Here is a 22,970-nt window from a genome sequence, read left to right as displayed (position 1 = left end):
ATTACGGGACATGTGGGGCGGCGAGGGAGCAAGAGATGCCGGTCTCCCACATTCCGGATATGACTATGGCAAGGTCCAACGCTCGCCGGTGACGCTGGAGGAATTCATGCGGCTGCAGGCTGTGGTGGGCTTCACCGATGATGACAAGCGCGCTCTCCAGGATGCCGGGGAGTTGGTCGCAGGTGAGTCCGAAGCGCTCGTCGACGGATGGCGCAAGATCATCGGATCCCAGCACTTGGAGAGCAAATAATGGAAGCCGACGTCAGGAAACTATTCGAGCGATATCAGCGCCTTTTCAATCAAGCCCTCGATGGCGACGTGGATATGGATGAGGTCGCCTCGCTATATGCGTCCGAGTTTATTGGCGCCGCGCCTGCTGGGGTCAGGACCGGAAGGAACGACGACCAATTCAGGCAGGTCATGGCGCAGGGGTATGCCCACTATCGGGCGATCGGGACGAAGGATGTGCGGATACGCAATATCCGCCTTTCCCCAATCGACGAATCTCATTGCGTGGCCCACGTCGCCTGGACGGCGATCTACACCCGCAAAGGTCAGCCGGACATGCCGATAGATTTCGATACTCACTACTTCGTTCAAAAATTGAATGGGACCCCGAAGGTCTTCGGCTGGGTGTCAGGCGATGAGCAGGCGCTTTTGAAGCAGCACGGCATCGGTTAGCGGCGACTCTTGCGTGGAAAGGTCGCACCGCGCGAATATCGACACAGGCTCGCCTCTCGTTTGGAGTCCGACAACAATTGGGCCGATGTAACCTGATCTTGCCGTTGCAAGCTTGTCTCATCCTCTCGGTTCGGCAATGAATCAGCGTCTGTCCCTCGTCAGTCTTGTGGTCGCGGACTATGACGAAGCGATCACCTTCTTCACACGCGCTTTGAATTTCGAGCTCTGCGAAGACACACCGCTCGGTGGCGGCAAGCGCTGGGTGGTCGTGCGGCCGCCGGGCGGCGCCGGCTGCGGCCTGCTACTGAGGTGGACCGCCGCTTGGCGGCCTCGTCGCTGAGCCGAGTCAGAATCATCCACGTCTAATCACGGGGCAACTCGGCAAGCCGCCGCTCATAAATCTCGACCTAGGCCTTATCCATCCTTCCATGCGATCTTTCGACGATTGAGAGCGAACCCTATGGCCAGAGCCGCGATCATCAGCACCTGGGCCGCAACAGTTTGCGCAGTTGGGAACAGACCAACCAACGAGATACGCGGCACCGAGCGTAGCGGGGCGATGCTGACGATGCCGGCCTCTTGCAGAGCTGCGATGCCCTTGCCGGCCAGCACGACCGTCAGAACCGCCATGAGCCACGAACTGTAGGTGAAGAACTTACCGATCGGCAGCCGACTGCTATAGCGCAGCATCGCCCACGCGATGCCCCCAAGTGCTGCACACGCGCTCAGTGCTCCGGCGAGTATCATGCTGCCGTTTCCCTGGGCCCACAGCGCCGCGTAGAACAGGATCGTCTCGAACACCTCTCGGTAGACGACGATGAAAGCGAGCCCAAACAGCAACCAGGCCGAACTTCCGGACAAGGCATTCGCCATCCTTTCGCGAATGTAGCGTTGCCATTGGTCGGCTTGTGCCTTGCCATGCATCCAGATGCCGACCGAGAGCAGGACGACGGCGGCGAAGACCGACCCGAACCCCTCCGTCAGCTCTCGGCTCGCGCCGCTGATTCCGATCACCCAGGTCGCGACGATCCAGGTCAGGAGGCCGGCGACGAGGGCGCCCACCCAACCCGCGTGGACGTAGGGCATGACCTCCATCCGCTCGGCCTTGCGCAGGAAAGCGATCATCGCAACGACGATCAGCAGCGCTTCCAGCCCCTCGCGCAGCAGGATCGTCGCCGCCCCGATAAACGTTGAGAGGCCGCTTGCCGCATCGGGGGAGAGCGACGCCTCGGCGTCGTCAAAAAGATCGTCGAGGACCTGCACGCGATCGGCGAGCGCGTCGGCATTCTCTCCGCTCTGGATGGCGGCGCGATAGTCGCCCATCGCGCCCTCGATCCGCTCCATGAGCGTACGATCGCGCGCGCCCAGCGCCGGTTCGATCGGCTCGAATCCATCGAGATAGGCAGACAAAGCCAGCTCGCCGGCATGCAGGCGGTCCCCTGCACGATAGGCGGCAAGGCTCTCGGTCAGGCGACCGCGCACCAGTGACAGGGATCCGCCCTGCTGCAGCAGGACCGCGTCGGGATGGCGACGCAAATAAGCCATGAGAGCGTCGGCCTTGTCCTGTCCGATCTTGCTCGCGAGCGCTGCGGGTGTTGTGCCGGCGAGCGTCTTCAGATCGGGAACGAGCCGGTGAAGCGAGGCGTTCTGCCTCCACAGCCGTTCGCCTTCGGCCGCTGCTGGATCGGGAAAGGCGAAATGACCAGCGTAGAACGCCAAAGCCCAACGATCATCGGTCGGTAGGCTGTCGAAGCTCGACATCGCCGTTCCGTCGAGACCTTGGGTGATCACCTGGTAGAGTGCGAACACGCTGCGCTGGCGAGCGCGCTCGGCATCCGTGAACGCGATGGGCGGCGTATCAAGCTTGACGGCATCTGGTCCATGGCCGTCGCCGGCCTCGCCATGGCAGGTGGCGCAGTTCTGAGCGAACAACGTCGCGCCGCGTGCGAAGTCCGGAACCTTATTCGGCGCCAGCGGCACCGGGTAGGCCGCGAGCAACGCCGCCGCCAGGCCATGCGCTATAGTTGCGACTTGCTCGGCGTCAGTCTTGTCGGCGATGGCACGCTGCAGGCGGGCAGCTTCAGTCGCAAGCGCTTGCCGCTCCGGCTTGGGCGGGAGCGCAGCGAGCTTCGCAGCGATGGTCGCCGCGAACTCGTTCTGCTCGGCATATTCGGAAGGACTCGTAACCGTACCGTGCGACACGGCGCCGGCGTAATCCACCGCGATGTAATCCAATAGTCGCCATGTGGTCTCGACATCGCTTGTCTCGGCCCTCGCTGCGCCAAAGAAAGCCAGAGCCAGCAGCATGGCGAGCACTACAAGACGAGATGGTAAGGATAGCAGCTTCACGGGATGCCAATTGAAAGTTGGGCCCGACGATGGTCGTACCGCCGGTTTCGGGTCGGTGCAATTTGAGGCGTTCTAATTCGGCTCCAGGTCAACTTCTTTTGAGGCCTGTCCGCCGGGCCGCTGACCCGCTCGCTGCCAACTGCGCCAGGCGCAAGCCGCATGCACGCGACCCGAGAAGTGCTGTGTCGCCTGCCTCGAAGTGAACAGCATCGAGGTCCCGGCGGGCGGTGACCATGCTGGGACATCAGCCGCTCTCAAAAACGAGCTGCAAAGGGTTCTACGCAATAAAATTTCTGAGTGCTGGTAACCTTTCTCAGAGCCCAGCCGAACCTCCACAACGGCTATCATTTTGTGCAGGCGCGGCGCGGCAGGCGGTTGATGATAAATCATCGAGCCCAGCCTACTGCGGCATTTGAAGCCACGAGGGATTTGGCCAGACGAATGAGCGTGTATCGTTATATTGCATTTGCTGTCGCACTAGCGAGTGCTGCAGCCATGCTCTACGTCGGGCTATATCAGAGCCGGCTCGTCGGTCGCCTCATTTGTCCCTTTTTCGGCGAGGGCTGCGAAGGGGTCGCCAATGCTCCGTTCGCGCGACCGTTTGGCATTCCCGACGGCTATATCGGCGCCGCCCTTTACATCGTGATCGTCGCGTTATTGCTCGCGCCGTTGGGTCGCTGGGCCTGGATCGTGTTGCTGGTGCTTTCGACCGCGGCAACGCTCGCAAACATTCTCGGTGTGCGCGATATGATGATTTTTGGAGGTTATTGCTTCTATTGCCTGACGACTGCGTTCTTATCGCCGGTGCTGCTGTGGTCGGTATGGAAATTAGGGTGATAGCCGAATGAACGAGCGCATTCTTGACTTAGGTGCCAAGCAGGCCATTGACGTTGGTCGGGACGCCGGCGCAAGCGAGATTGCCAACGGTCATCGTGGCGATTCAGACTATGTATTCCATGAATTGACGCGAAGTATCTGCCCTGCCTGCCGGCGGGTTATCGATGCCAAGATTCTTCTGCGCGACAACAAAGTCTATATGAGCAAGCGTTGCCCGCAGTGCGGGCCGTTCATGTCGCTCGTGTACGGCGATGCCGATGCCTACATCTCGTTCGCGCGCTACAACAAGCCGGGCACGATCCCGCTGGCCCACGGAGCGGCTGTCGAACATGGCTGCCCGCATGATTGCGGCCTTTGTCCTGACCACGAGCAGCACGCCTGCCTCGGCATCATAGAGGTCAATAGTGCATGCGACATGGACTGTCCCCTTTGCTTTGCCGATGCAGCGCCCGGCTTCAGCCTCACCGTGGAAGAAGTCGAGCAGATGCTCGACGATTACGTGCGGACGGAAGGTCAGCCCGAGGTGGTGCAGTTTTCCGGCGGCGAGCCGACGATGCACCCGCAGATCATCGATTTCGTCCGCGCCGCATACGCCCGCAATATCCGCTTCGTTATGATCAACACCAACGGAAAGCGCATCGCCCGCGACGATCGATTCCTCGAACAGCTCAACGAGGTGAGGCCCGCGCTCTACTTCCAGTTCGACGGCTTTGAGCGGGATACCTATCGGATCATTCGCGGCGAGCCGGACCTCCTGGAGGAAAAGCTTCTCGCCCTGGACCGGCTCGCGCAGATCGGCTTGGACGTGACCATCGTCCCCGCCATCGAGCGCGGCGTCAACGAGCGTGAAATCGGCCGAATCGTCGAATTTGCGATCGAACATCCGACCATCCGCGGCATCACCTTTCAGCCGGCATTTCACGCAGGCCGGCATATGAACCACGACCCGATGAGCCGGATGACGATTCCCGATATCATTCGGCAGATCGAGATCCAAACGGGCGGCAAATTCGTCGCCTCCGACTTTGTGCCAGTGCCGTGCTGCTTTCCGACGTGCAATTCGGTGACCTATGCCTTCGTCGAAGGCGATAAGGTCACCCCACTGCCGCGCATCATCAACGTCAACGACTACCTCGACTACATCACCAACCGGATCGTACCGGATTTCAGCCACGAAGTCAGGACGGCGCTGGAAGGCCTGTGGTCGTCGTCCTCTGTCGCAGGTTCGGAAAAATCGCTGCAGCAGGTCGCGATATCGTGCCAAGCGTGCGCGCTTCCGGATGGGCTGGCGATCAACGAGATCGCGAAAAGCATGATCATGATCATGCTCCAAGATTTCATGGACCCCTGGACCTTCAATCAAAAGAACCTCATGAAGTGCTGCAAGGAATTTCTGCTGCCGGGGGATAAGCAGATTCCGTTCTGCGCCTACAATTCGGTCGGCTATCGCGAGCAGGCGCGGCGGCAGCTCAATGCCATGGAGCCAGAGCGACGGCGCGCCAGGCGGGAAGGCCGAGCCTACAAGCCAAGACCCGTCGTATTCGACTTCGGCGACCGCACGCACGTCCGATGAACGAGGCGGACAACCAGCGCACAACCGAGCCAGGCGCACTTTCGCCCACGGCGATTAAGCAGTGCTGCGCAACTGTCTATGAAAGCGACGCAGTGAAGCTGCTGCTGGGCGACGCGCTGCATCCAGGCGGCACCGAGATGACCGAGCGGCTCGGCCGCATGCTGGGCTTGGGACCGCGAAAGCGGGTTCTGGATGTTGCCGCCGGCCGGGGAACAACGGCGTTGACGCTTGCGACGCGGTTCGGGTGCGAGGTGATCGGCCTTGACTATAGTCCGCGCAATATCGAGGAGGCGAAACGCGGCGCCAGCGAGCGAGGCTTGAGCGACAAGGTCACCTTTTATTGCGGGGATGCCGAGCGATTGCCCTTTGCCGATGCCTCGTTCGACGCAATCGTTTGCGAGTGCGCGCTGTGCACGTTCCCAAACAAGGCGTCTGCCGCGACGGAATTTGCGCGCGTGCTTCGCGTGGGTGGGCAAGTCGGTCTAAGCGACCCGACGCGCCGAGGGACCCTGCCGTCCGAACTTCAGTGCCTTGCGGCGTGGATTGCCTGCATAGCCGATGCTCAGCCGCTCACGGAATACGGGGCCCTGCTCGCCGCAGCCGGTCTAAGGGTAGTGGCAACTGAAGTGCACAATGGCGCGTTGATCGACTTCGTGAACCAGATCCGCACGCGACTTCTCATGACCGAAGTGATGGTGGGCTTGAACAAGCTATCGCTGCCAGGGTTCGATATTGCGATGGTGAAGGATTTCACGCGGCGCGTGCTGGAAGCGATAGGGGCGGGCGAGTTAGGCTACGCGATCTTGATTGCTGCCAAAGGAGGATAGTCCGGGCAACAACGAAGCCTCGCGCGGCCTAGGCACGAGGCTTGGCTCGCCGGTACAACTGCCGCAGCGACAACGCGTGCAGCAGAATCGAGCTTGGCACCACGAAATCAGGGGACAGCACATCCGGATAGGCGCCGGTGGCGCCGATGCTCGGCACATCCGGAACGATGAGCTGGAAGGGGCCGCGCGAGGCGATCACTCCTACCCCTGTAGGCTTACTGTATCCTGGCGATGAGCTGATGATGGGCGTTGACGCCGATTTCGCCGCGCTGCTCGCCATGTGCGGTCTTATCGCTGTGGTAGACGAGCAGTACCGCATTGTCGTGGGTCAGCTTCTGCGGAGCCATCACCGTAAGCTTGGCGGTTCCATCCGCTCCGGCCACGAAATCGTTCGTCTTGCCCGTGTCGTCGAGCGGGGTGAAGCCGACGGGCTTCTGGTCGAAATGATTTTCGAAAAGGCTGTAATGGCCGCCCGGTTGCAAGTGGCTGAACTGAACCGAAATCTCGACCTTGCCACCGGTAGACGGAGTGATGGTAACGGTGCCTTTGGCCGCGAGCCAGTCGCCGAGATCGAATCCCAAGGCTTCACCCTTGGCGTTGACGAGAGGGGCAGTCTTTGGGTCCTGGTCAATCAGCGCCGGGCGGATGCCAGCCACGTGCTGTATATTTTGAGGTCCCACCGCGGCGGCTGCGGACGCGTCCGCAACGAAGACATGCGGGTCAAGCGGTTTCGGCTGATGCGTCTCAGCCGAGAAAAAGGAGGCGTGCGCCGTGAAATCCAGGTGAATCGCCTCGTCGGCTTGACTAGGTACCGAAAGGACCGTCAGTGCCAACGTGAGTAGTGCACCGAACGAGCGGCCTGCATAGTTTGCTAGGTTCATTGAATCCCTGCTCCAAGATTGATGAGGACGCAAGACGGTTCGCGCCGAGCGAGACGTGCAGCTACCCCAAAATGCCATTCGATAGTTCTGCCGAGAAGGTTACGGCCATTGAGAATAAATTTTGGGTCAGACGGTCTCGGGACAAGCATTTCCTCGGGCTCAAGGTTGCATGGTCGCACAGCCCAACCGCGCCGCGCTGTAGCCACCCTCCTCGCCGCCTTGATGAGGCTGAACCCGCTTACTTCTCTTTTGCGGCGATAGAAATCGGCTAAGAAGCCGGGTTGGCATTGATGTGGAAGTTGTCGTCTACCTTGATCGCGACGACGATGACTCGCTTCAGGAGACGTTCAACCAGACCGACCACGGGCTCCATCATCGCGATGATCCCTGTTGATGTCAGTCGGCACATGAAGAATACCGCGGCGTTTGGCTGGACGATACCACGGCGCGTCTGTGTTTTCTCCATCTCCAACGACAATCGTGTAGGTCAAGGAAGCACCAGGCGTCCGACCCTGCTTCCATAGTACTCGGTGAACCACAGCGCGCCGTCGGGCCCGTTCGTGATGCTGTGAGGCCCGCTACCGTCCGACGGGATCGCGAACTCGGTGACTGAACCGGTCGTCGTGATCCGACCGATTTTGTTGCCGATGGCGCAGCGTGGACCCGGCTGGCGAACGCAAGCGGATTCGGTAAACCACAAGGCGCCGTCTGGCCCCGTCGTGATGCCCCATGGCTGGGAATAGGGATTGGGAAGCGCGAATTCGGTTATCTTGCCATCGGTAGTCATTCGTACGATTTTGCCACTCACCGGTTCGGCGAACCACAGCGCGCCGTCGGGCCCGGTCGTAATACTCCCGGGGCTGCTATCCTCCGGAGGGATCGTGAATTCGGTGACCGCGCCCGTGGTGGCAATCCGCCCGATTTTGCCACGAGCATATGTGAACCACAGCGCGCCGTCTGGTCCAGCCGTGATCTCTCCGCTCTTGGCCGAGGGGATCGGGAATTCGGTGACCACGCCGGTGGTCGTGATCTGCCCGATTTTGCCTCCGACCGGCTCGATGAACCACAGGGCACCATCTGGCCCGCTCGTTATGCCAAGTGGTCCGGCCGGCCCAGGGATCGCGAATTCGGTTAGTTGCAGGTTTTCTGCCGTGGCGGTGGTCGGAATGCGCCCGATCCTCTTGGAGGTGAACTCTGTGAACCACAACGCGCCGTCAGGCCCCGTTGTAATGGAATGCAAAATGCCGCCCCCCTTGATTGGGAGCTCGGTTATGGTGCCATCGGAGGTGATTCGCCCGATCTTCCCCGCGGCCTCGGTGAACCACAGCGCGCCGTCTGGTCCTGCCGTGATTGCGGAGGGACGGCTGGCGGGAGTAGGTAAAGTGAATTCAGTAAATGTCTGGGCAGTAGCAGGTATCGCCGCCCCCAATCGGAGCGCCATTGCCAGCACCAATGGCGCGATAGCAATTCTCATGGCCCATTTTCAGCTTTGCCCAGCGCGATCACGCTCATCGCGTGCGTTTCGCGGAGTGCCGTTGCGTCGCGTCACGCTGCCGGGGCTGCTTCCGACAGATCCATGACTTCGCCGCGCGCCGGGTAATTGTTCTTCAGGACATAGTCGATTGCGGCGAGAATGTCGGCGAAGTGCGGTCGCGCGAACGGCATGGTCTGGACGCTGCCGAAGTAGAGCGTGCCGTCCGGCCGTATCAGGTAGAGTCCCGGCTCGGAGAAAAGCGCGGGCTCTTCGACTCCGACGGAGGTCATGCCGCGCCCTGACGAGATGAACAAGCCCCACCGCCGCGCCGCCGCCAGATCGAGGCCGTAGCCGAGACGCAGCCGCGTCAATCCCCAGCCGTCCATGGTCTGTGTGGCCCGCTCTTTCGTATCGGACGATACGGCCACCACCGCAACGCCGCGCTTGTCGAACTCATCGAGCTTTGCTTCCAGGTCCCTAAGCTGGGTCTTGCAGATCGGGCAGTGAAGGCCGCGGTAGAACACGAGAAGCGTGAACTGCGCAGGCTTCTCGCGCGCAAGATCGAAGGTGCCGCCGCTCGCGAGGTCAACTCGAAGAGGTGGAACGGCCCGCCTCGGAAACAGGTGTGGGAAATCGGTCATGTGTCTTGCTCCTTCTCAGTTTCTTCTATCAGAACTCGGCATCGAGGCCTGTGATCCCCTGAGCCCTGGGCGCGGGAAGAAATGCGGCCTGCCGTCACCGAACGTTTTCAGTGACCTCAACGCCTAGTCTCGTGCGTATAGCGTTCGAGGCGCGGCCCATCGGAACATTGTCCGACCGAACAGACCTGCCAGGCCGACGAACAGAGCTGCGGTTCCGAAGTTCCACATCAGGACCATCGCGGTCGCATCGATGACGTGGAAGAGCGACAGTGCCGTTGCCGTGATCGCAGCGACCGCCAAGCTACCCATGAAGGTCGCGGCGATTGGGCGAAGCGGAGCCGCATAGCGCAGCATCACCAGCATCGCGAGCGACAATGGCAGGCTGGTCAGCACGAGCGTAGCGAAGCAGCGCGCGGCCTCCCCAAAACTCATGCCGTCAGGTCCAATAGCGACCCATTGAGTGAGGCACTGATAGCCGATATTCGAAAGCCACAGGATCAGCGCCGGGATCGGAAGCAGAAGCCAGAGCCGCGACCGGTCGGGGAGGCTCACGAGGAAGGCAACGATCGCCGCGAGTACCCCGGTCAGAAGCGAGGCCGCTATGCAGACGACAAAGGCCGGCTCCTGCAGCCGCCGAACCAGGTCGGGGCGAATTCCCTGGTTGACGGCCAGCAGCGTCAAGACGACCGCTGCAAGCAGGAGCCAGCACGCCGCCCGCATGACCGGCGGCCGCAGCCGCCGTACCGGCGTGGCGTTCGCCGCAAGGGAAGCAATGAGATCGGGTGTCTTGATCACGGTTCGCTCCGATCGACCAGCATTTTCCGAAGGCTCTTCAGCGCACGGTGGACGTTGACCTTGAGGGAGCTGATCGACATGCCGCTCAGCGCCGCGGCCTCCTTCAATGACATCTCCTTGAGTTTGAGCAGCCGGACGGCGTTCTGCTGCGCAGGGGGCAGATCGTTGACCATGCCTTCAAGCTCCAGCCTGTCCTGCTTCACTTCCAGGTTCGCTTGAGGTTCGGAAAAGGTTTCATGCTCGGTGGTTAAAGGTATTTCACGGTCTCTGGTGCGGCCCTGACGGCGCAGCCGGTCAATGAAACGCCGGTTCGCAATTGCAACCAGCCACGGCGCAAATGGCCGGGCCGGGTCGTAGGTCTTTCGGATCGAATGGATGGTCAGAAGGACATCCTGAACAGAGTCTTCAACATCGCCGGGGTCACGGTGCCACCGCGCCGCAAGAGAACGCAAATACGGCGTGATTTCCTGCAGCAGCCGGTGATAGGCGGTTCGGTCTCCCTCCTGTGCACAGGCCATCAGGATCGACCAGTCGACATCTCTGGCGACCGACGCTGTCTCGTGCGCGCCGCTCTCATGCTTCCCGACAAGCCTGAGCGAAAGTCCGCGGCTGCGAGAGTCGTGCGTCATGACCGAGCGTTCCATTGGGCTCGAGGCACATATAACGAGGAACGGGAGCTCGCCAACATCAGGCGCCTCCCTGCTTCCAGGGCCGCGGCAGCCGTTCAAGCAAATGATCGACGGAGAGCGTCCCAGGTCCAAGCGCGATGATGGCTACTGCCAAGCCAGCCCACGGCAGATGGAAATTCGCCCATCCCTCCGGCACGACCAATTGAATAACGCCGGTCATGACCAGGATCCCCAGTGCGGAAAAACGAGTTGCAAGGCCAACAACGAGCAGGATGGGGAGCACGATCTCGGCGATGCCGTCGAGGTATGCGACCACGGTGGGCAAAGGGAAGTCATAAGCTTGACCAAAAATATGCAGCTTGAACTCGTCCTCGAAGAGGAACTCGGCAGCCGGCGACAGCGACAGGAAGCCGTCCCACTTGGTTAGCCCGGATTTGAAGAAGGGCACAGCAAGCGCGATCCGCAGCACCGGCGGAGCCAACACCCGAGCGACGCGGGCGAGCCAATCGGCCAGTACGCGAGTGGCACTCTCGAGCGTTGCGATGTTCACATGCACGGTCATGTCTGGGCCGCCTCTTGTGCCAGGCTGTACCCGACCAGGGCACCCGCGCGCATTAGATCGGAAAGATTGGCCGAGAGATCGAAGCGGTAATTCGCAGTCAAAGCTTCCTTTAACGCAGCGAGCACCGGCCTTCCGTCGCGCAGTGCCTGGATGAACTCCAGGCTGCCCTTTGGGATCAAGCGAACCTCAGCGTCGGCCGCGGGGCGAATGATCAGCGCGTCCTCGCCGCCGGAAGCCAGATCGACCGGAGCCGGGATGCCGTCGCCGACGTTCATCTGCCAGATGGCCAGCGCGGGAAACTGCGATCGGACCAGACGCAGCGAAGGATGAAGCTCGAGCCGCATTGCAGGCAGCTCATCGGGGGCGACCTCGCTGAATGCGCTTGGATCAATCGGCGAAGCCTCGGGTGCGTGATATGCTTCCGTCCAGGCGCGCTCGATCCGTGCAACGTCTTCCAAGTAGGGCAGCCCGGCCGCGGGCTTGAAGTTCCGGATGAAGTCCGGGAAGCCGGCACCATAGTCAAGCATGATTGGCGAGCGCGGCGGCTGGACCATGACGTAGGCGCGTGCCATGGCGCGAAAGAAATCGTCGCCAACAACGCGGTGCACGGCCGGGAACGCGTGCTGCAGCGCTTCGATCAGGCTGACCACGACATTGTTGCGATAGACGGCGAACCGCTTCGCATCCGGCTCACCGTCCGGGCCAAGAAGACCCTCGGGCATCGGGAGCGCTGGATCGAGCACAGATGCAGCGAAATCGCGCTGCCTTTCAGCGAGCTGCTGCACGACGTACGGCCTCCGATTTGGTTGCGAACATGATCGCCTCGGCGCATTCGGCTTCGCGTTGCAGCGTGGGCCAGGTCGGCACGTCGGCGTCCCATTCGATTAAGGTGGGAAGCGGCCCGGTGAGCCGGACCGTATGCGCGTAGAGATCCCAAACGATTTCGTCGACGGGGTGATTGTGGGTGTCGATCAGGAGTGGCCGCCCCTTGCCGTCGGCGTCTCGCGTATGGCCGGCGAGATGAACTTCCCGAACATGTTTGAGCGGATAGGCGTCGATGTAGGCGAACGGATCCCACTGCTGGTTGGTGGAGGCGACGTAGACGTTATTGACGTCGAGCAGAAGGCCGCAGCCAGCGCGCCGGACCACCTCGGTGATGAAGTCGATCTCGGAGTAAGTGCTTTCGGCGAAGGCGAGGTAGGTCGACGGATTCTCCAGCAGCATCTGCCGGCCGAGTGCGTTCTGCACCTGATCCACATGTTCGATGACGCGCGTGAGCGTCTCGGCGGTATAGGGAACAGGCAGCAGGTCATTGAGAAACCCGCTGTCGTGGGATGACCACGCCAGATGCTCCGAAAACAAGCCTGGCCTGTAGAGAAGAATTAGCCGGTTGAGGCGCTTAAGATGTTCCTTATCGAGCGCCCGATCGGCGCCGATCGAAAGACCCACGCCGTGGAGCGAGAGCGGATATCGCTCGCGAATGGCCGACAAATAGCGGTGCGGCGGCCCGCCCGCGCCCATGTAGTTTTCCGCATGGACTTCGAAGAAGCCGATGTCGGGTTGCTGCTCGAGGATCGTGCGGTAATGCTCGGCCTTCAGGCCGACGCCGCCGCGTGCGGGGATGCAACTTCTTGTGCAAGACGACGGAAGCGACACGGGCAACCTCCGATCAGAGGAGAGTGGGCAGGCAGCGGGGTGCCCGCCCACGATACGGTATCAGGCCTTCCTCTCGGTCAGGCTTCCCGGCCCTTTTGGCGTCTGTATGGTTGTGCAGGTACCCTTGGCCTCGAGCTTGAATGCATTGCCCTGATAGTCGACCGTGCTGGTCCCGGCGCAGGTCGTGCCCGGCCCCGCATAGCAGTCGTTCTGACCCTTCAGCGCCACGCCGAAGCACTTCTCCACCTTGCCGCCCTTCAGCGCCTTCATTGTCTCGGCTTGCTTTTCCTTCATCATTTTTTCCATGTCGCCCTTCTTCATCTGCGCCGCGGCCGGTGCGACGGCGAGCGATCCCACGGCTGCGACAAAGGCGCCGGCGACCAGTGCGGATAGCGTGCGATTGGACATTTCTGTTCCTCCGATTGCAGGTTGTTGTGCGAGCGTACGCAGTCGCCCGTGCGGCAGGCCGAACCTGCCCGCCAAGAAAAGATTCGTTCGGGACGCCGAAAGGTTACGCCGAAAGACCTGGAGCCCCCGGTTCCGCAAAGCCGGTTGGCTGGAGGTGGTCGGTAGCTGGGTGGAATTCATGACGCCTTTGCCGCGGTTTGTGTGCAGCGCCGCGTAACCGCGGCAAAGCCGTCCTTCGTCAGCGGGGAGCCTCGCCTCGCAACCCGACCCGCCGGTAACCATTGTGGTCCATCAAGCGAACAGTGGAGATTAAATCGACTCCGGTCGTGATCCGAGGCGCTGAGGCAAGATTAAGAATCCTCAACGGCGAAACATTGAGATTGGCAAACTGGATACGTTTGATGGCGCTTGCCCCGGCGCTTGTCGTCGCTGGCACCACGATTGTTGGCAGTGCCGCGGCCGAGCCAAGTCGTTGGCGAGCAGAATGGCCCCACACCGATTTCTCGCAGCACACCGTCCCGCTAAATGAGATCAAGTCAGGCGGCCCGCCCAAGGACGGCATTCGGTCGATCGATAAGCCTCGCTTCGAGCGACTTAACGACGGCGCTGCCTCCGCATCGGCCGCCCGGATCGGTAACGCGGAGCCGGTCATTTCGCTTGCCATCCGCGACGACGCGCGCGCGTACCCGCTGAGCATCCTGATCTGGCACGAGATTGTGAACGATATTGTGGGAGGTATGCCTGTAACCATCACCTATTGCCCGCTCTGCAACAGCTCGCTTGTCTTCGAGCGCACAATTGAGAACCGCGTTCTCGATTTCGGCACGACGGGCAAGCTCCGAAACTCGGATCTGGTGATGTACGACCGTCAGACCGAGAGCTGGTGGCAACAATTCGGGGGCGATGCCATCGTGGGCGTCATGAGCGGGAAACACCTTCGGCTGGTTCCTTCGCGCCTGGAATCCTTTGAGCGCTTCCGTCAGCGCTTTCCTCACGGGCAGGTGCTGATCCCGAACGACCCTGGCGCGCGCAACTACGGCAGGAATCCTTATGCCGGGTACGACGCGAGCGGGCAAAAGCCGTTCCTCTATGACGGCTCGTTGCCTGACGACATCGATCCGATGGAACGCGTCATCGCCGTCGAAACCAGGCCGGGGTATCACGAAGCATGGTCGCTGCCGCTGCTGAGAGAGCGTGGCACGATCGAAGCCGGCGATATCGTTCTCAAATGGGAGGCCGGGCAAACCTCCGCGCTCGACAAGGGGACCGTCGCAGGTGGCCGCGACATCGGCAATGTCGTCGTGCAGCGACAGCAAGGCGGACAGTTGTCCGACATTCCTTACGACGTCGCCTTTGCATTTGCATTCCACGCCTTCAGGCCGGACAGCCCCATTCACAAGAGAGCATCGGCCGGTCCGGAAAATCGCAAGTGACGCTCGTTGCCGCGCACGTGACCTCTTTGTAGGCCCATCGACAGCTCCTGCAATCGTATCGTGTGCGCTCGCGGGCGCGGCACTTGGGCGGCTGTTGCGAAGGTAAGGGCAGGCGGCTTCTCGTCGCCGCGAGAGCGTAACCTTCGCAGACGTTACTCCGAATAATTCAACAAATAATTCAACAGAAGTGCATTCCGCAATTCAAACGATTCTCGACTCGCTCTCGCTAGGCCTTCTTGAGCGTTGAGGAGCGCAGACAGGAGAGTCCGCGCGTCATCAACGATCGGACGGACTTGCCCGAGTCGTTCTTCGAGGATCTACGAATTTCGCTAGTGATCGATACATGGAGAAACGCCATGACCAAACTCACAAGCCTCAGTGCGGCGACCATTCTGTTGATGATGGCGGCAACGCCGGTATTCGCACAGCCCTCTCAGTTCGCCCAACAGGAGCCGGGTGCATTCGCGTCGATGCATCCGAATGCAGGTATCCTGCATGCAGGCGTGCGCACGCCGGCGCACAGCCTGGCCGCGATGGCATTCCTGCCTCCGGGCAAGAGCCACGCGAAACGGCACGTCAGGGCGCACCGCTAGCATTGCTTCACTGGCATTGGTGAAAGTGGCGCGGCGCGATTCCAATCATGCCAAGATTTCGCGGCCGGGTCCGGAGCCCGGCAGCGCACCCAACTATCGCCCTGCGGTGCCACTTCCTACCCGACGGTGCGGTTATAACCGCGTCGTCACGGTGACCAGCCACTCCGGCATGGCGCGCGTCAAGGCGGCCTCGACGATCTTGTCGAGGCCGGTAAGGACAAAGGCGCCGATGCCAACGAAGGCCGCGCCCATGAGAGGCTTTCCGATGAGCGACACGCGCTTCAGCCAGTCGCGGCGCGCGAAGATGGCTTGTCTTGAGCCGTAGGCGAGAGCCAGGATCGGCGTCGCTGCACCAAGACCGAAGCTGATCATGGTGACCGCTGCGCTCGCGATGCTGTTGCCCTGGGCGGCGAGCCCAACCGCTGCCCCAAGCGTGGGGCCCGAACAAGGAGACCAGATCACTCCAAGCAGAGTGCCAAGGACGAACTGGCCGCCAAGTCCCGACGGCTGAACCCGCTCAAGCAGGGTTTGTCCCTTGGTTGCCACCGGCGTCGCAATGGTTGTCAATCTGCCTTGAAGAGTCGGAATGAGAAGAACGATTCCCATTCCGGCGATCAGGGCAGCAGTCACGAGCCGCAACGTAGACGGATCAATTCCGATGTTGAAGCCGACCGCCGCGACGACAATTCCGACGGCCGCGAACAAAGTCGAGAGTCCCGCAGCCAGCGCGAGCGGTCCCCATGGGTTCCGCTCGATCACCGCGAAAAGGATGATGGGCAGAATAGGCAGCACGCAGGGCGACAACGTCGATAACGCGCCGGCAGCGTAGCCGAGCGCCAGGTTGCCGATACCGACCACCGTCAGAACGCCTTCGCGATCAACCCGCGGATGAGAGCGGGGTCGGTTTCACCGGTCGAACGTGCAACCTCTTTATTGCCGCGGAAGACGATGAGCGTACTCTGGTACTGGACACGAAACTGCTTCAGCACGTCCTTCGCCTTGTCGAAATCGACCTCATAGACAACGAGGTCCGGCTTTTCCTTCTCGATCTGCTGGACAGTCGGCCGTTGCTGCCTGCAGGTCGGACACCAGGACGCGGTAACGTCAACGAGGATGGCCTTTTCCTCGGCTTGGGCGGATTGAAACGCCTTCGCGTCAAACGGTTGCCCCGCCCAAGCGACAAGTGACGACATGAGGAGTGTCGCCGTCGCCAGCGAGGCCATGTGGAGTTTTGAAGGCATGATTTTCGATCTCCGTCGGTTGCCGCACGAACCTCAAGGTCCCTGCGGCACTAGTTCGCTCGGAGGCCCGAAAAGTTACCAGGCCATCTCAGAAAATTCCGCTTGCGCGTTGATGCCTCGAACTGACCACAGGTTACCCGGGAGGCCGCTGAATGACCGCGCCGCGACCAAACTCGCCAACGCCTAGCCTGGGCTTCGGCTTATCAATAAGATCGGCTTGGCAATAAGATTGGTCGATATCGGTGTAACATTCGGCGGGCCGAGAACGAATAGGCCCAAAGCGCAACTTGCGGTTTCCGGAGGGATAGGACCTCACGCAAAGCTCGACCGTCTAGAGATCGAGGGAGGTTAAGGCTATGAGCACGAACTTGTCGGGCGCCGTGCGGGCCTGTGTCTTCGATGCTTACGGGACGCTATTCGATTTTGCGTCCGCTGCGCGCCGCTGCCGCGATGTGCTCGGCGATAGCTTCGACAAGCTGACCACCCTTTGGCGCGAAAAGCAGCTCCAATACACCTGGCTTCGCGCCGCACAAGGACGTCACGCTGATTTCTGGCAGGTGACGGGCGACGCTTTGGACTTTTCGTTGGAGACTTTGATGCTGGATCAGCAGGGGCTCCGCGATCGTTTGATGGAACTTTACTTGACGCTCGACACGTTCCCGGAAGTGCAAGGCGTTCTCGAGCAGTTGAAGGCTGCAGGGCTGAAGACCGCAATCCTGTCGAACGGAACGCCCGCGATGCTTGATTCGGCGGTAAAGAATGCGCGGATCGATAGCTTGCTTGATGCGGTGCTGTCGGTCGAAGACGTCGGCGTCTACAAGCCGGATCCTCGAGTCTATCAGCTTGCGGTTGATCAACTAGGCATTCCAGCCCCGCAAATCTCTTTTCAGTCTTCAAACGCCTGGGATGCTTACGCCGCATCGTCCTTTGGGATGAAAGTCATCTGGTGCAATCGCTACCGACAGCGCAAAGAGCGTCTGCCGGGAAACCCCGACCACGAGATCGAAACGCTGGCGGACCTGCCGAGAATCGTCGGAGCGGTCCGACAAATATAAACGCAAGTCGGGAGATAGATGTCGATGTTGAGGCTCGCCTGTCGTTGTGCCTTTTCTGATGGCGTGCCTCGCCGTTCATTTCTTGTCGCCCTTATTGTTGGGACGGTGTTGAACGTGATCAATCAGGGGGACGCTCTCTTTGGCGCAGCGTCAATCAATTGGATCAAGATGATTCTGACTTACTTCGTCCCGTATGCTGTTTGCACATATGGCGCGGTCTCCTTCCAAATTCGCAAAATGCACCAAGAACAGTGATGTTCTTTGGACATTGACGCTGCTGGACGCGATCGTTCTCGGCGATGTCGTTGACCAACGTGATCGCTCCCGCCGCGTAGCGCACCGGGTCGCCTCCAGGCCTTCGAAGATCACCGCAACTATGTCGGCAGGCACGATCGCGAGAGCGGAATTCCGGGGCTAACGGCGGTTCGGTTTGCGGGCTTGACCTTGGAGCTAGGTCCAATGGTTAGTCTCACGTCTACATTAGACGGATGCCATAAGAGGAGCCTGATGAAAACGATCATCTTCAACATTGACGGCATGAAGTGCGACGGGTGCGCGGACAACATCCAGAGCCTCCTTGAGAAGGAGCCGGGCGTGCGCATGGCGTCGGTTTCGTTCGCGGATCGGCAAGCGCGTGTCCTCTTTGATCCGCAAGCCGTTCAGGAAGACCGCCTTGTAGACGTGATCCAAGGGCGCCGATTTCAGGTCGTGTCCTGCGAGACCGACGGAAGCCCCCGCTGACCTACGTCCGACGCAGGCGAGGGGCAGCCGCAATGGAGAACGCAATGACGATCGCGATGGGAACTGCTTCCACCGTCACGCCGTGGAGCGAGGAGCCGTCGGCGAGGCCAAATCGCCGGAAGATTCGGGCTCGCGTCGGCGGCCTGCATTGCTCCCTCTGTACGGGCACCATCGAGAAAGCACTCGGGCGGCTACCCGGAGTCGATAAGGTAGCCGTCAGCTTGACCCATGAGCAAGCGCTGGTCGAATACGATCCGGCCATTGCCCGCCCTGACCAGTTCCTGCAGACGCTGCGCGACATCGGCTACACAATTTCCGATCCCCGCAAGCTCAGACCCTTTGAGGAAGAGGAGCGGGACCTGGTGCACGAGGCGCGACGGTTCGTGCTGGCCGTGGTCCTGAGCGTCGCGTCGATCCCGATCATTGCCAATCCGTCCGTCGGCTGGATCGGCTTCCTTCCGGCCCTGGTGTGCCTGAGCCTCGGCACTTTTGTTTTCCTGGTCCTGAGATCGGCCGGATTTTGGGTCGCGACCGCGAGCTTCATCGGCCTGGCGGTGATGGCGTTGACGCTGCTGTATCTCAATTTGCACGGATACCTTGTCAGCGCTGCTCCATGGTTGACCGGTGCCCTTGCCCTGGTGCTCGTCTTCGGGGTCGGGAAACACATTCTTCACATGGCCGCTCAGGCGCTCCGGCGCGGCATTCTCAACCAGCATGTGCTGCTTGAGATCGGCGCGTTCGCGGGCATTGCTGGCGGCATCATCGGCCTCGTGCTCAATCGGCCGGACTACCCGACGGCGCCGTTCTTTGCCGTCTCGGTGATGGTTGGCACCTATCATATTTTTTCGGAATGGCTGTCGCTCGTCGTGAAGACGCGCAGCTCCCAAGCGGTCAAGCGGCTGCTTGATCTGCAGCCGGAGACCGCTCGCGTCGTGCGCAACGGCAAAGAAATCGTATTGCCGATCGAGGAAGTCCGCATTGGCGATCTCGTGCGCGTCCGGCCCGGCGAGCGCATTCCTGCCGACGGCGTCGTGGTCAGCGGACATTCTGGTGTCGACCAATCGCTGGTCACCGGCGAGTCGATCCCGGTCGAAAAAACGGAAGGCGCTACCGTGATCGGCGGTTCCATCAATGGCACCGGCACGCTGCTCGTGAAGATCGCGGCGGTTGGCGAGGGTAGTTTCCTCAATCAAGTGATCCGGCACGTGGAAGACGCGCGGGCGCTGAAGCCCGGCATTCTGCATCTCGTTGACCGGGTGCTGCGCATTTACACGCCCACCGTTCTCGTGGTGGCGGCACTTGCTGTCATCGGCTGGCTGGTCGGTTCATGGCTTGCCAGCGGGCATCCCGGCATCGAGCGGGCAGTCTTCGCCGGCCTTAGCGTGCTGGTGATGGGCTATCCCTGCGCGGTCGGCATTTCCGCGCCGCTCTCCATCGTGCGCGGCGCCGGCCAAGCCGCAGAGCGAGGCATCCTGATGCGCACCGGCGAGGCGTTCCAGGGCTTCCGCTTGGTGCAGCAGATCGTACTCGACAAGACCGGTACGTTGACGGAAGGACGCCCGGTCGTACGCGAGGTCAAAGCCTTTGGCGCGGCCGAATCTGAGCTACTCGCCCTTGCGGCGGCTGCCGAGGCCTCTTCAGAGCATCCGCTCGCCCAGGCAGTGGTCGCGGCTGCTTTCGAGCGCGGCGTGACACCCCCGGACGTCGAAAGCTTCAAGGCCTTGCCAGGCAAGGGCATCACTGCCCGGATCGGAGGTCGCGAGGTTATCGTCGGCAATCCGCGTTTCCTCGCGGATCAAGAGGTCGATCTCAGCCAACTCGGTACACGCGTCGAGGCTCTTGAGGCCAGCGGACTGACGGTGGTTGGAGTGGCGCGGGATAAGCAGGCGTTGGGCATCATAGCGCTCGGCGACACGCTCCGAGCCGACGCTGTCCAGGCTATCGGCACGCTGCGCCGGGAGGGCCTCAAAGCAATCCTTGTGACCGGTGACAATGAGCGAGCGGCGCGATGGGTGGCTCGCGGGATCGGGATCGAAGAGGTCCACGCCGGCACATTGCCGCAGGACAAGGCCGCGATCGTACGCCAGCTTCAAAACACCGGCCGAGTCGCCATGGTTGGTGATGGCATCAACGATGCCCCGGCCCTCATGCAGGCCGATGTCGGCATTGCCATGGGCGGCGGAACAGACATCGCGATCGAATCGGCCGATATCATTATCCTGTCGAATCGATTGAATGCGCTCGCGGAGGCCCGCGAAATCAGCAGCCGCAGCTACCGCAAGATGGTCCAGAACGTCATGCTCGCCTTCCTCTTCAATGGCGTTGGCATTCCGATCGCGGCGACTGGCCTGATCTTCCCCGTGTGGGCCATGGTGGCGATGGCGGTCAGCGTCACCGCGATCTTCTTCAATTCGCTTTGGGGGGCGCCGCGCCTGTTCTTCGACGCGATCCGCAGCGTCGGTCAGCCGATTGTGAATGTGCCGGCACCGCAATCGGTCTAGAGCCGCGCCCGATGGGCTTGACCCTGGAGTATACTCCAAGGTTCAGAAAGGGCCCCTTGGAGTACAAGTGCATGCTTACAATCGGCAAGTTGGCTGGCCTGACGAGCGTCAGCAACGACACCCTTCGCTATTATGAGCAGGAAGGCCTGATCAGCCCGGCGGGGAAGAGTCCTGCGGGGTATCGGCTGTACGACCGCGATTCTGCCCGGCGCATTCACTTCATCAAGCACGCCCAGCAGTGCGGGTTCACGCTGGCCGAAATCCGCGATCTTCTGGAGTTGCGCAGTCGCGACAAGGCCTGTTGCGGGGACGTTCGCACACGAGCCATCGAGAAGAAGCTGCAGATCGAAAGCAAGATTCGGGCGATGAGGGCAATGTCCAAGGCTCTCGATCAATTGATCGCCGAGTGTGCAAACGAGGGGCAGCCGGTGAAAGAATGCACGATCATCGCTGCGCTGGAACGGGCCAACGGTTCGAAGACGGTGCAGTGAGCTATGAAGGTTGAGATGTTCTATAGCCCAGGCTGCGCGGGCTGCGAGGATCGCCAGGCCGAGCTTCGCGCGGCGGCACAAGACGCGGTCAAGGACCTAGAGTGGCGGAACGTTAACGTCCTTGACAACATGGACACCGCTGTCGAGCTTGGTGTCATCACGCTGCCATCCGTTGTGATCGACGGCGAGGTCGTTTTCACCTCCCTGCCGACAAGAGTCCAACTCTGCAAAGAACTGGTCGAACGAAGCGGAGCGAGGAAGTGATGGACGCGGAGGCGCTGCGGACGGCCGTGGAGCACGCTGGCCTAGCTGCAGTCGGCGTGGCTTTCCTTGCAGGACTCGCGTTCAGCTTCAATCCAGTTGCTCTGGCCTCCATCCCGGTCTCACTTGCCTATGTGACCAAGGGCCGGGACAAGGGCCAAGCCCTGATTTTCGGTTCGCTGTTCATCCTGGGCATGATCCTCACCCATGTCGTTCTCGGCTTCATAGCGGGTCTTGGCGGCAAATGGGCCGCCGACGTTACCGGAAGAGGATGGGGGCTCGTTCTAGGACCTCTCTTGATTGTGCTTGGCCTCATGTGGGCCGGTTGGCTTCGCATTCCGCTGCCTTCGTTCGGCTTCCAGGCGACCCGTCCGACTGCTACGTGGGGCGCCTTTCTTCTCGGAATTCCGTTCGCGGTTGCCGTCTGTCCGGTGTGCACCCCTGCGCTGGTCGTGCTGCTTGGGGTTACGGTCGGACTCGGCTCGGTCGTGCTCGGCATCGTCCTGCTTTTTGCATTCGCCATCGGCCGGGCGATCCCCATCGCCCTAGGCGCCTTCGCAGTCGGTTGGCTTGAAAACCTGAAGATCTTTTCGCGATATCGGCGCGGCTTCGAAATTGTCGGCGGCCTCACACTCATTGTGATGGGGCTCTACATGCTGAACGCAGTTTATATTTGGATACCCGAGTTGGCGGTGTGAGCCTAAACCATGACGACCGAACAGCTCACGCGGGCTCAGGAACTGGCTCGCAACACCGCTGCCATCGGCAGCCTCATTGCGGCGGTCGCAACATCGGCGTGTTGCATGCCGCCCCTGGTTCTGTTCACGCTTGGCGCAAGCGGCGTCTAGATCGTCACTCTCGTGCGACTTGGAGATTGGACATCGAGAATGTCCAGCACCGGGCACTCGGGCGCCGTGGTGCCGGTGCATTGGGCGACGGTTTTTGTAAGCAAGCGTTCGAGCTTGCGGAGGTCTTTGATCTTGGCTCGGATGTCATCGAGATGGTTTGCGGCAATCTCCCGGACCTCGCGACAAGAGGCTTTTTGAGGGCCGCCTAGGCGCATCAAGGCGCGTATCTCGTCGAGCGAAAACCCTAACTCGCGCGAGCGCCGCACGAAGGCGAGGATACGCCGTTCGGCCGGACCGTACATCCGGCGCCCATTCTCGGCGCGCGAGGGGACGGGCAGCACCTTGATTTTCTCATAGTAGCGAATGGTCTCGATGTTCACTCCGGTAAGCTGCGACAGCTTGCCGATGGTGATCTCCTCCGCTCGCGCACCCGTGATCGCAGCCATGGGAAACCCCTTGATCCTGTAGTCGCTACGGGATGTAGCCTCGTTTG

31 protein-coding genes are annotated in these 22,970 nt (G+C 61.1%); 16 read left to right on the top strand and 15 right to left on the bottom strand.

All coding sequences use genetic code 11. From position 1 onward, the window contains the following. The first annotated feature begins 10 nt into the window (after positions 1–10). From MTX21_RS24910 to MTX21_RS24900, 3 genes are all read left to right on the top strand, one after another. Positions 11–250, top strand: a complete 240-nt coding sequence (locus MTX21_RS24910; protein ID WP_280971314.1) for a hypothetical protein — start codon at positions 11–13, stop codon at positions 248–250. Next, a complete protein-coding gene (locus tag MTX21_RS24905) occupies positions 250–681 on the top strand; it encodes a nuclear transport factor 2 family protein (protein ID WP_280967321.1) in 432 nt (143 codons plus the stop codon). The genes MTX21_RS24910 and MTX21_RS24905 overlap by 1 nt, the downstream gene beginning before the upstream one ends. A 136-nt stretch (positions 682–817) precedes the next feature. Continuing rightward, the gene (locus MTX21_RS24900; RefSeq protein ID WP_280967320.1) at positions 818–1,021 is read left to right on the top strand and encodes a VOC family protein; all 204 of its coding nucleotides are present in this window, start codon (positions 818–820) and stop codon (positions 1,019–1,021) included. Between the two features lie 74 nt (positions 1,022–1,095). On the opposite strand, the gene MTX21_RS24895 is transcribed toward MTX21_RS24900, so the two are convergent. Then, entirely contained in the window at positions 1,096–2,679 is a 1,584-nt protein-coding gene (locus MTX21_RS24895; protein ID WP_280967319.1) for a cytochrome c/FTR1 family iron permease, read from the bottom strand. A gap of 792 nt (positions 2,680–3,471) precedes the next feature. Between MTX21_RS24895 and MTX21_RS24890 the strand changes: the two genes are divergently transcribed. Genes MTX21_RS24890 through MTX21_RS24880 form a run of 3 tightly spaced genes read left to right on the top strand, consistent with a single transcriptional unit; the run spans position 3,472 to position 6,267 of the window. Next, the gene (locus MTX21_RS24890) at positions 3,472–3,867 is read left to right on the top strand and encodes a vitamin K epoxide reductase family protein (protein ID WP_280971313.1); all 396 of its coding nucleotides are present in this window, start codon (positions 3,472–3,474) and stop codon (positions 3,865–3,867) included. A 7-nt stretch (positions 3,868–3,874) separates the two neighbouring features. Beyond that, positions 3,875–5,440, top strand: coding sequence for a radical SAM protein (locus MTX21_RS24885; RefSeq protein WP_280967317.1), 1,566 nt, complete (start codon positions 3,875–3,877; stop codon positions 5,438–5,440). Then, on the top strand, positions 5,437–6,267 hold the full coding sequence (locus MTX21_RS24880) for a class I SAM-dependent methyltransferase (RefSeq protein WP_280967316.1): 831 nt from the start codon (positions 5,437–5,439) through the stop codon (positions 6,265–6,267). The genes MTX21_RS24885 and MTX21_RS24880 overlap by 4 nt, the downstream gene beginning before the upstream one ends. A gap of 28 nt (positions 6,268–6,295) precedes the next feature. Here the strand turns inward: MTX21_RS24880 and MTX21_RS24875 are convergent, their stop codons facing one another. From MTX21_RS24875 to MTX21_RS24825, 11 genes are all read right to left on the bottom strand, one after another. After that, on the bottom strand, positions 6,296–6,466 hold the full coding sequence (locus tag MTX21_RS24875) for a hypothetical protein (protein WP_280967315.1): 171 nt from the start codon (positions 6,464–6,466) through the stop codon (positions 6,296–6,298). 16 nt (positions 6,467–6,482) lie between these two features. Next, positions 6,483–7,148, bottom strand: coding sequence for a hypothetical protein (locus MTX21_RS24870; protein ID WP_280967314.1), 666 nt, complete (start codon positions 7,146–7,148; stop codon positions 6,483–6,485). 268 nt (positions 7,149–7,416) lie between these two features. Further along, complete coding sequence (locus tag MTX21_RS24865; protein ID WP_280967313.1) at positions 7,417–7,614, bottom strand: hypothetical protein; 198 nt, start codon at positions 7,612–7,614, stop codon at positions 7,417–7,419. Between the two features lie 21 nt (positions 7,615–7,635). Beyond that, the gene (locus MTX21_RS24860; protein WP_280967312.1) at positions 7,636–8,622 is read right to left on the bottom strand and encodes a hypothetical protein; all 987 of its coding nucleotides are present in this window, start codon (positions 8,620–8,622) and stop codon (positions 7,636–7,638) included. A 71-nt stretch (positions 8,623–8,693) separates the two neighbouring features. After that, complete coding sequence (locus tag MTX21_RS24855; RefSeq protein ID WP_280967311.1) at positions 8,694–9,263, bottom strand: peroxiredoxin-like family protein; 570 nt, start codon at positions 9,261–9,263, stop codon at positions 8,694–8,696. Between the two features lie 123 nt (positions 9,264–9,386). Then, positions 9,387–10,058: a DUF1109 domain-containing protein gene (locus MTX21_RS24850; RefSeq protein WP_280967310.1), complete on the bottom strand. Its 672-nt coding sequence runs from the start codon at positions 10,056–10,058 to the stop codon at positions 9,387–9,389. Then, positions 10,055–10,687, bottom strand: coding sequence for a sigma-70 family RNA polymerase sigma factor (locus MTX21_RS24845; RefSeq protein WP_280967309.1), 633 nt, complete (start codon positions 10,685–10,687; stop codon positions 10,055–10,057). The genes MTX21_RS24850 and MTX21_RS24845 overlap by 4 nt, the downstream gene beginning before the upstream one ends. A 58-nt stretch (positions 10,688–10,745) precedes the next feature. After that, positions 10,746–11,249 (bottom strand): DoxX family protein, encoded by a 504-nt coding sequence (locus MTX21_RS24840; protein ID WP_280967308.1) that lies wholly within the window; start codon positions 11,247–11,249, stop codon positions 10,746–10,748. Next, positions 11,246–12,034, bottom strand: coding sequence for a DNA-binding domain-containing protein (locus tag MTX21_RS24835; RefSeq protein WP_280967307.1), 789 nt, complete (start codon positions 12,032–12,034; stop codon positions 11,246–11,248). Before MTX21_RS24835 ends, MTX21_RS24840 begins: the two co-directional genes overlap by 4 nt. Continuing rightward, positions 12,018–12,905, bottom strand: a complete 888-nt coding sequence (locus MTX21_RS24830) for a DUF692 domain-containing protein (RefSeq protein ID WP_280967306.1) — start codon at positions 12,903–12,905, stop codon at positions 12,018–12,020. The genes MTX21_RS24835 and MTX21_RS24830 overlap by 17 nt, the downstream gene beginning before the upstream one ends. Positions 12,906–12,965: 60 nt before the next feature. Continuing rightward, complete coding sequence (locus MTX21_RS24825; protein ID WP_280967305.1) at positions 12,966–13,313, bottom strand: DUF2282 domain-containing protein; 348 nt, start codon at positions 13,311–13,313, stop codon at positions 12,966–12,968. A 401-nt stretch (positions 13,314–13,714) separates the two neighbouring features. On the opposite strand from MTX21_RS24825, the gene MTX21_RS24820 reads away from it, so the two are divergent. Together MTX21_RS24820 and MTX21_RS24815 are read left to right on the top strand one after the other, a co-directional pair. Continuing rightward, complete coding sequence (locus MTX21_RS24820) at positions 13,715–14,746, top strand: DUF3179 domain-containing protein (protein ID WP_280967304.1); 1,032 nt, start codon at positions 13,715–13,717, stop codon at positions 14,744–14,746. A 356-nt stretch (positions 14,747–15,102) separates the two neighbouring features. Continuing rightward, positions 15,103–15,339, top strand: coding sequence for a hypothetical protein (locus MTX21_RS24815; protein ID WP_280967303.1), 237 nt, complete (start codon positions 15,103–15,105; stop codon positions 15,337–15,339). 132 nt (positions 15,340–15,471) lie between these two features. On the opposite strand, the gene MTX21_RS24810 is transcribed toward MTX21_RS24815, so the two are convergent. Together MTX21_RS24810 and MTX21_RS24805 are read right to left on the bottom strand one after the other, a co-directional pair. Further along, positions 15,472–16,197 (bottom strand): cytochrome c biogenesis CcdA family protein, encoded by a 726-nt coding sequence (locus MTX21_RS24810; RefSeq protein ID WP_280967302.1) that lies wholly within the window; start codon positions 16,195–16,197, stop codon positions 15,472–15,474. Positions 16,198–16,199: 2 nt separating this feature from the next. Further along, positions 16,200–16,562, bottom strand: a complete 363-nt coding sequence (locus tag MTX21_RS24805) for a thioredoxin family protein (RefSeq protein ID WP_280967301.1) — start codon at positions 16,560–16,562, stop codon at positions 16,200–16,202. 374 nt (positions 16,563–16,936) lie between these two features. On the opposite strand from MTX21_RS24805, the gene MTX21_RS24800 reads away from it, so the two are divergent. The 8 genes from MTX21_RS24800 to MTX21_RS24765 all read left to right on the top strand — a co-directional run bounded on the left by MTX21_RS24800 (position 16,937) and on the right by MTX21_RS24765 (position 22,477). Continuing rightward, positions 16,937–17,635: a haloacid dehalogenase type II gene (locus MTX21_RS24800; protein WP_280967300.1), complete on the top strand. Its 699-nt coding sequence runs from the start codon at positions 16,937–16,939 to the stop codon at positions 17,633–17,635. A gap of 24 nt (positions 17,636–17,659) precedes the next feature. Next, a complete protein-coding gene (gene nrtS / locus MTX21_RS24795; RefSeq protein WP_280967299.1) occupies positions 17,660–17,890 on the top strand; it encodes a nitrate/nitrite transporter NrtS in 231 nt (76 codons plus the stop codon). A 252-nt stretch (positions 17,891–18,142) separates the two neighbouring features. After that, entirely contained in the window at positions 18,143–18,376 is a 234-nt protein-coding gene (locus MTX21_RS24790; protein WP_280967298.1) for a cation transporter, read from the top strand. 44 nt (positions 18,377–18,420) lie between these two features. Next, the gene (locus tag MTX21_RS24785; protein ID WP_280967297.1) at positions 18,421–20,877 is read left to right on the top strand and encodes a cation-translocating P-type ATPase; all 2,457 of its coding nucleotides are present in this window, start codon (positions 18,421–18,423) and stop codon (positions 20,875–20,877) included. Between the two features lie 71 nt (positions 20,878–20,948). Beyond that, the gene (locus MTX21_RS24780) at positions 20,949–21,368 is read left to right on the top strand and encodes a heavy metal-responsive transcriptional regulator (protein WP_280967296.1); all 420 of its coding nucleotides are present in this window, start codon (positions 20,949–20,951) and stop codon (positions 21,366–21,368) included. A 3-nt stretch (positions 21,369–21,371) separates the two neighbouring features. Beyond that, on the top strand, positions 21,372–21,632 hold the full coding sequence (locus tag MTX21_RS24775; RefSeq protein WP_280967295.1) for a thioredoxin family protein: 261 nt from the start codon (positions 21,372–21,374) through the stop codon (positions 21,630–21,632). Then, positions 21,632–22,327, top strand: coding sequence for a cytochrome c biogenesis protein CcdA (locus MTX21_RS24770; RefSeq protein ID WP_280967294.1), 696 nt, complete (start codon positions 21,632–21,634; stop codon positions 22,325–22,327). Before MTX21_RS24775 ends, MTX21_RS24770 begins: the two co-directional genes overlap by 1 nt. A gap of 9 nt (positions 22,328–22,336) precedes the next feature. Further along, a complete protein-coding gene (locus MTX21_RS24765) occupies positions 22,337–22,477 on the top strand; it encodes a hypothetical protein (protein ID WP_280967293.1) in 141 nt (46 codons plus the stop codon). Here MTX21_RS24765 and MTX21_RS24760 read toward each other — a convergent pair. After that, the gene (locus MTX21_RS24760) at positions 22,474–22,923 is read right to left on the bottom strand and encodes a helix-turn-helix domain-containing protein (RefSeq protein WP_280967292.1); all 450 of its coding nucleotides are present in this window, start codon (positions 22,921–22,923) and stop codon (positions 22,474–22,476) included. The two genes, MTX21_RS24765 and MTX21_RS24760, sit on opposite strands and share 4 nt — an antisense overlap. Between the last annotated feature and the right edge of the window lie 47 nt (positions 22,924–22,970).

The organism is Bradyrhizobium sp. ISRA430 (genome assembly GCF_029909975.1).
Lineage (GTDB): Bacteria > Pseudomonadota > Alphaproteobacteria > Rhizobiales > Xanthobacteraceae > Bradyrhizobium.
This window is presented reverse-complemented; position numbering and strand designations above follow the sequence as displayed.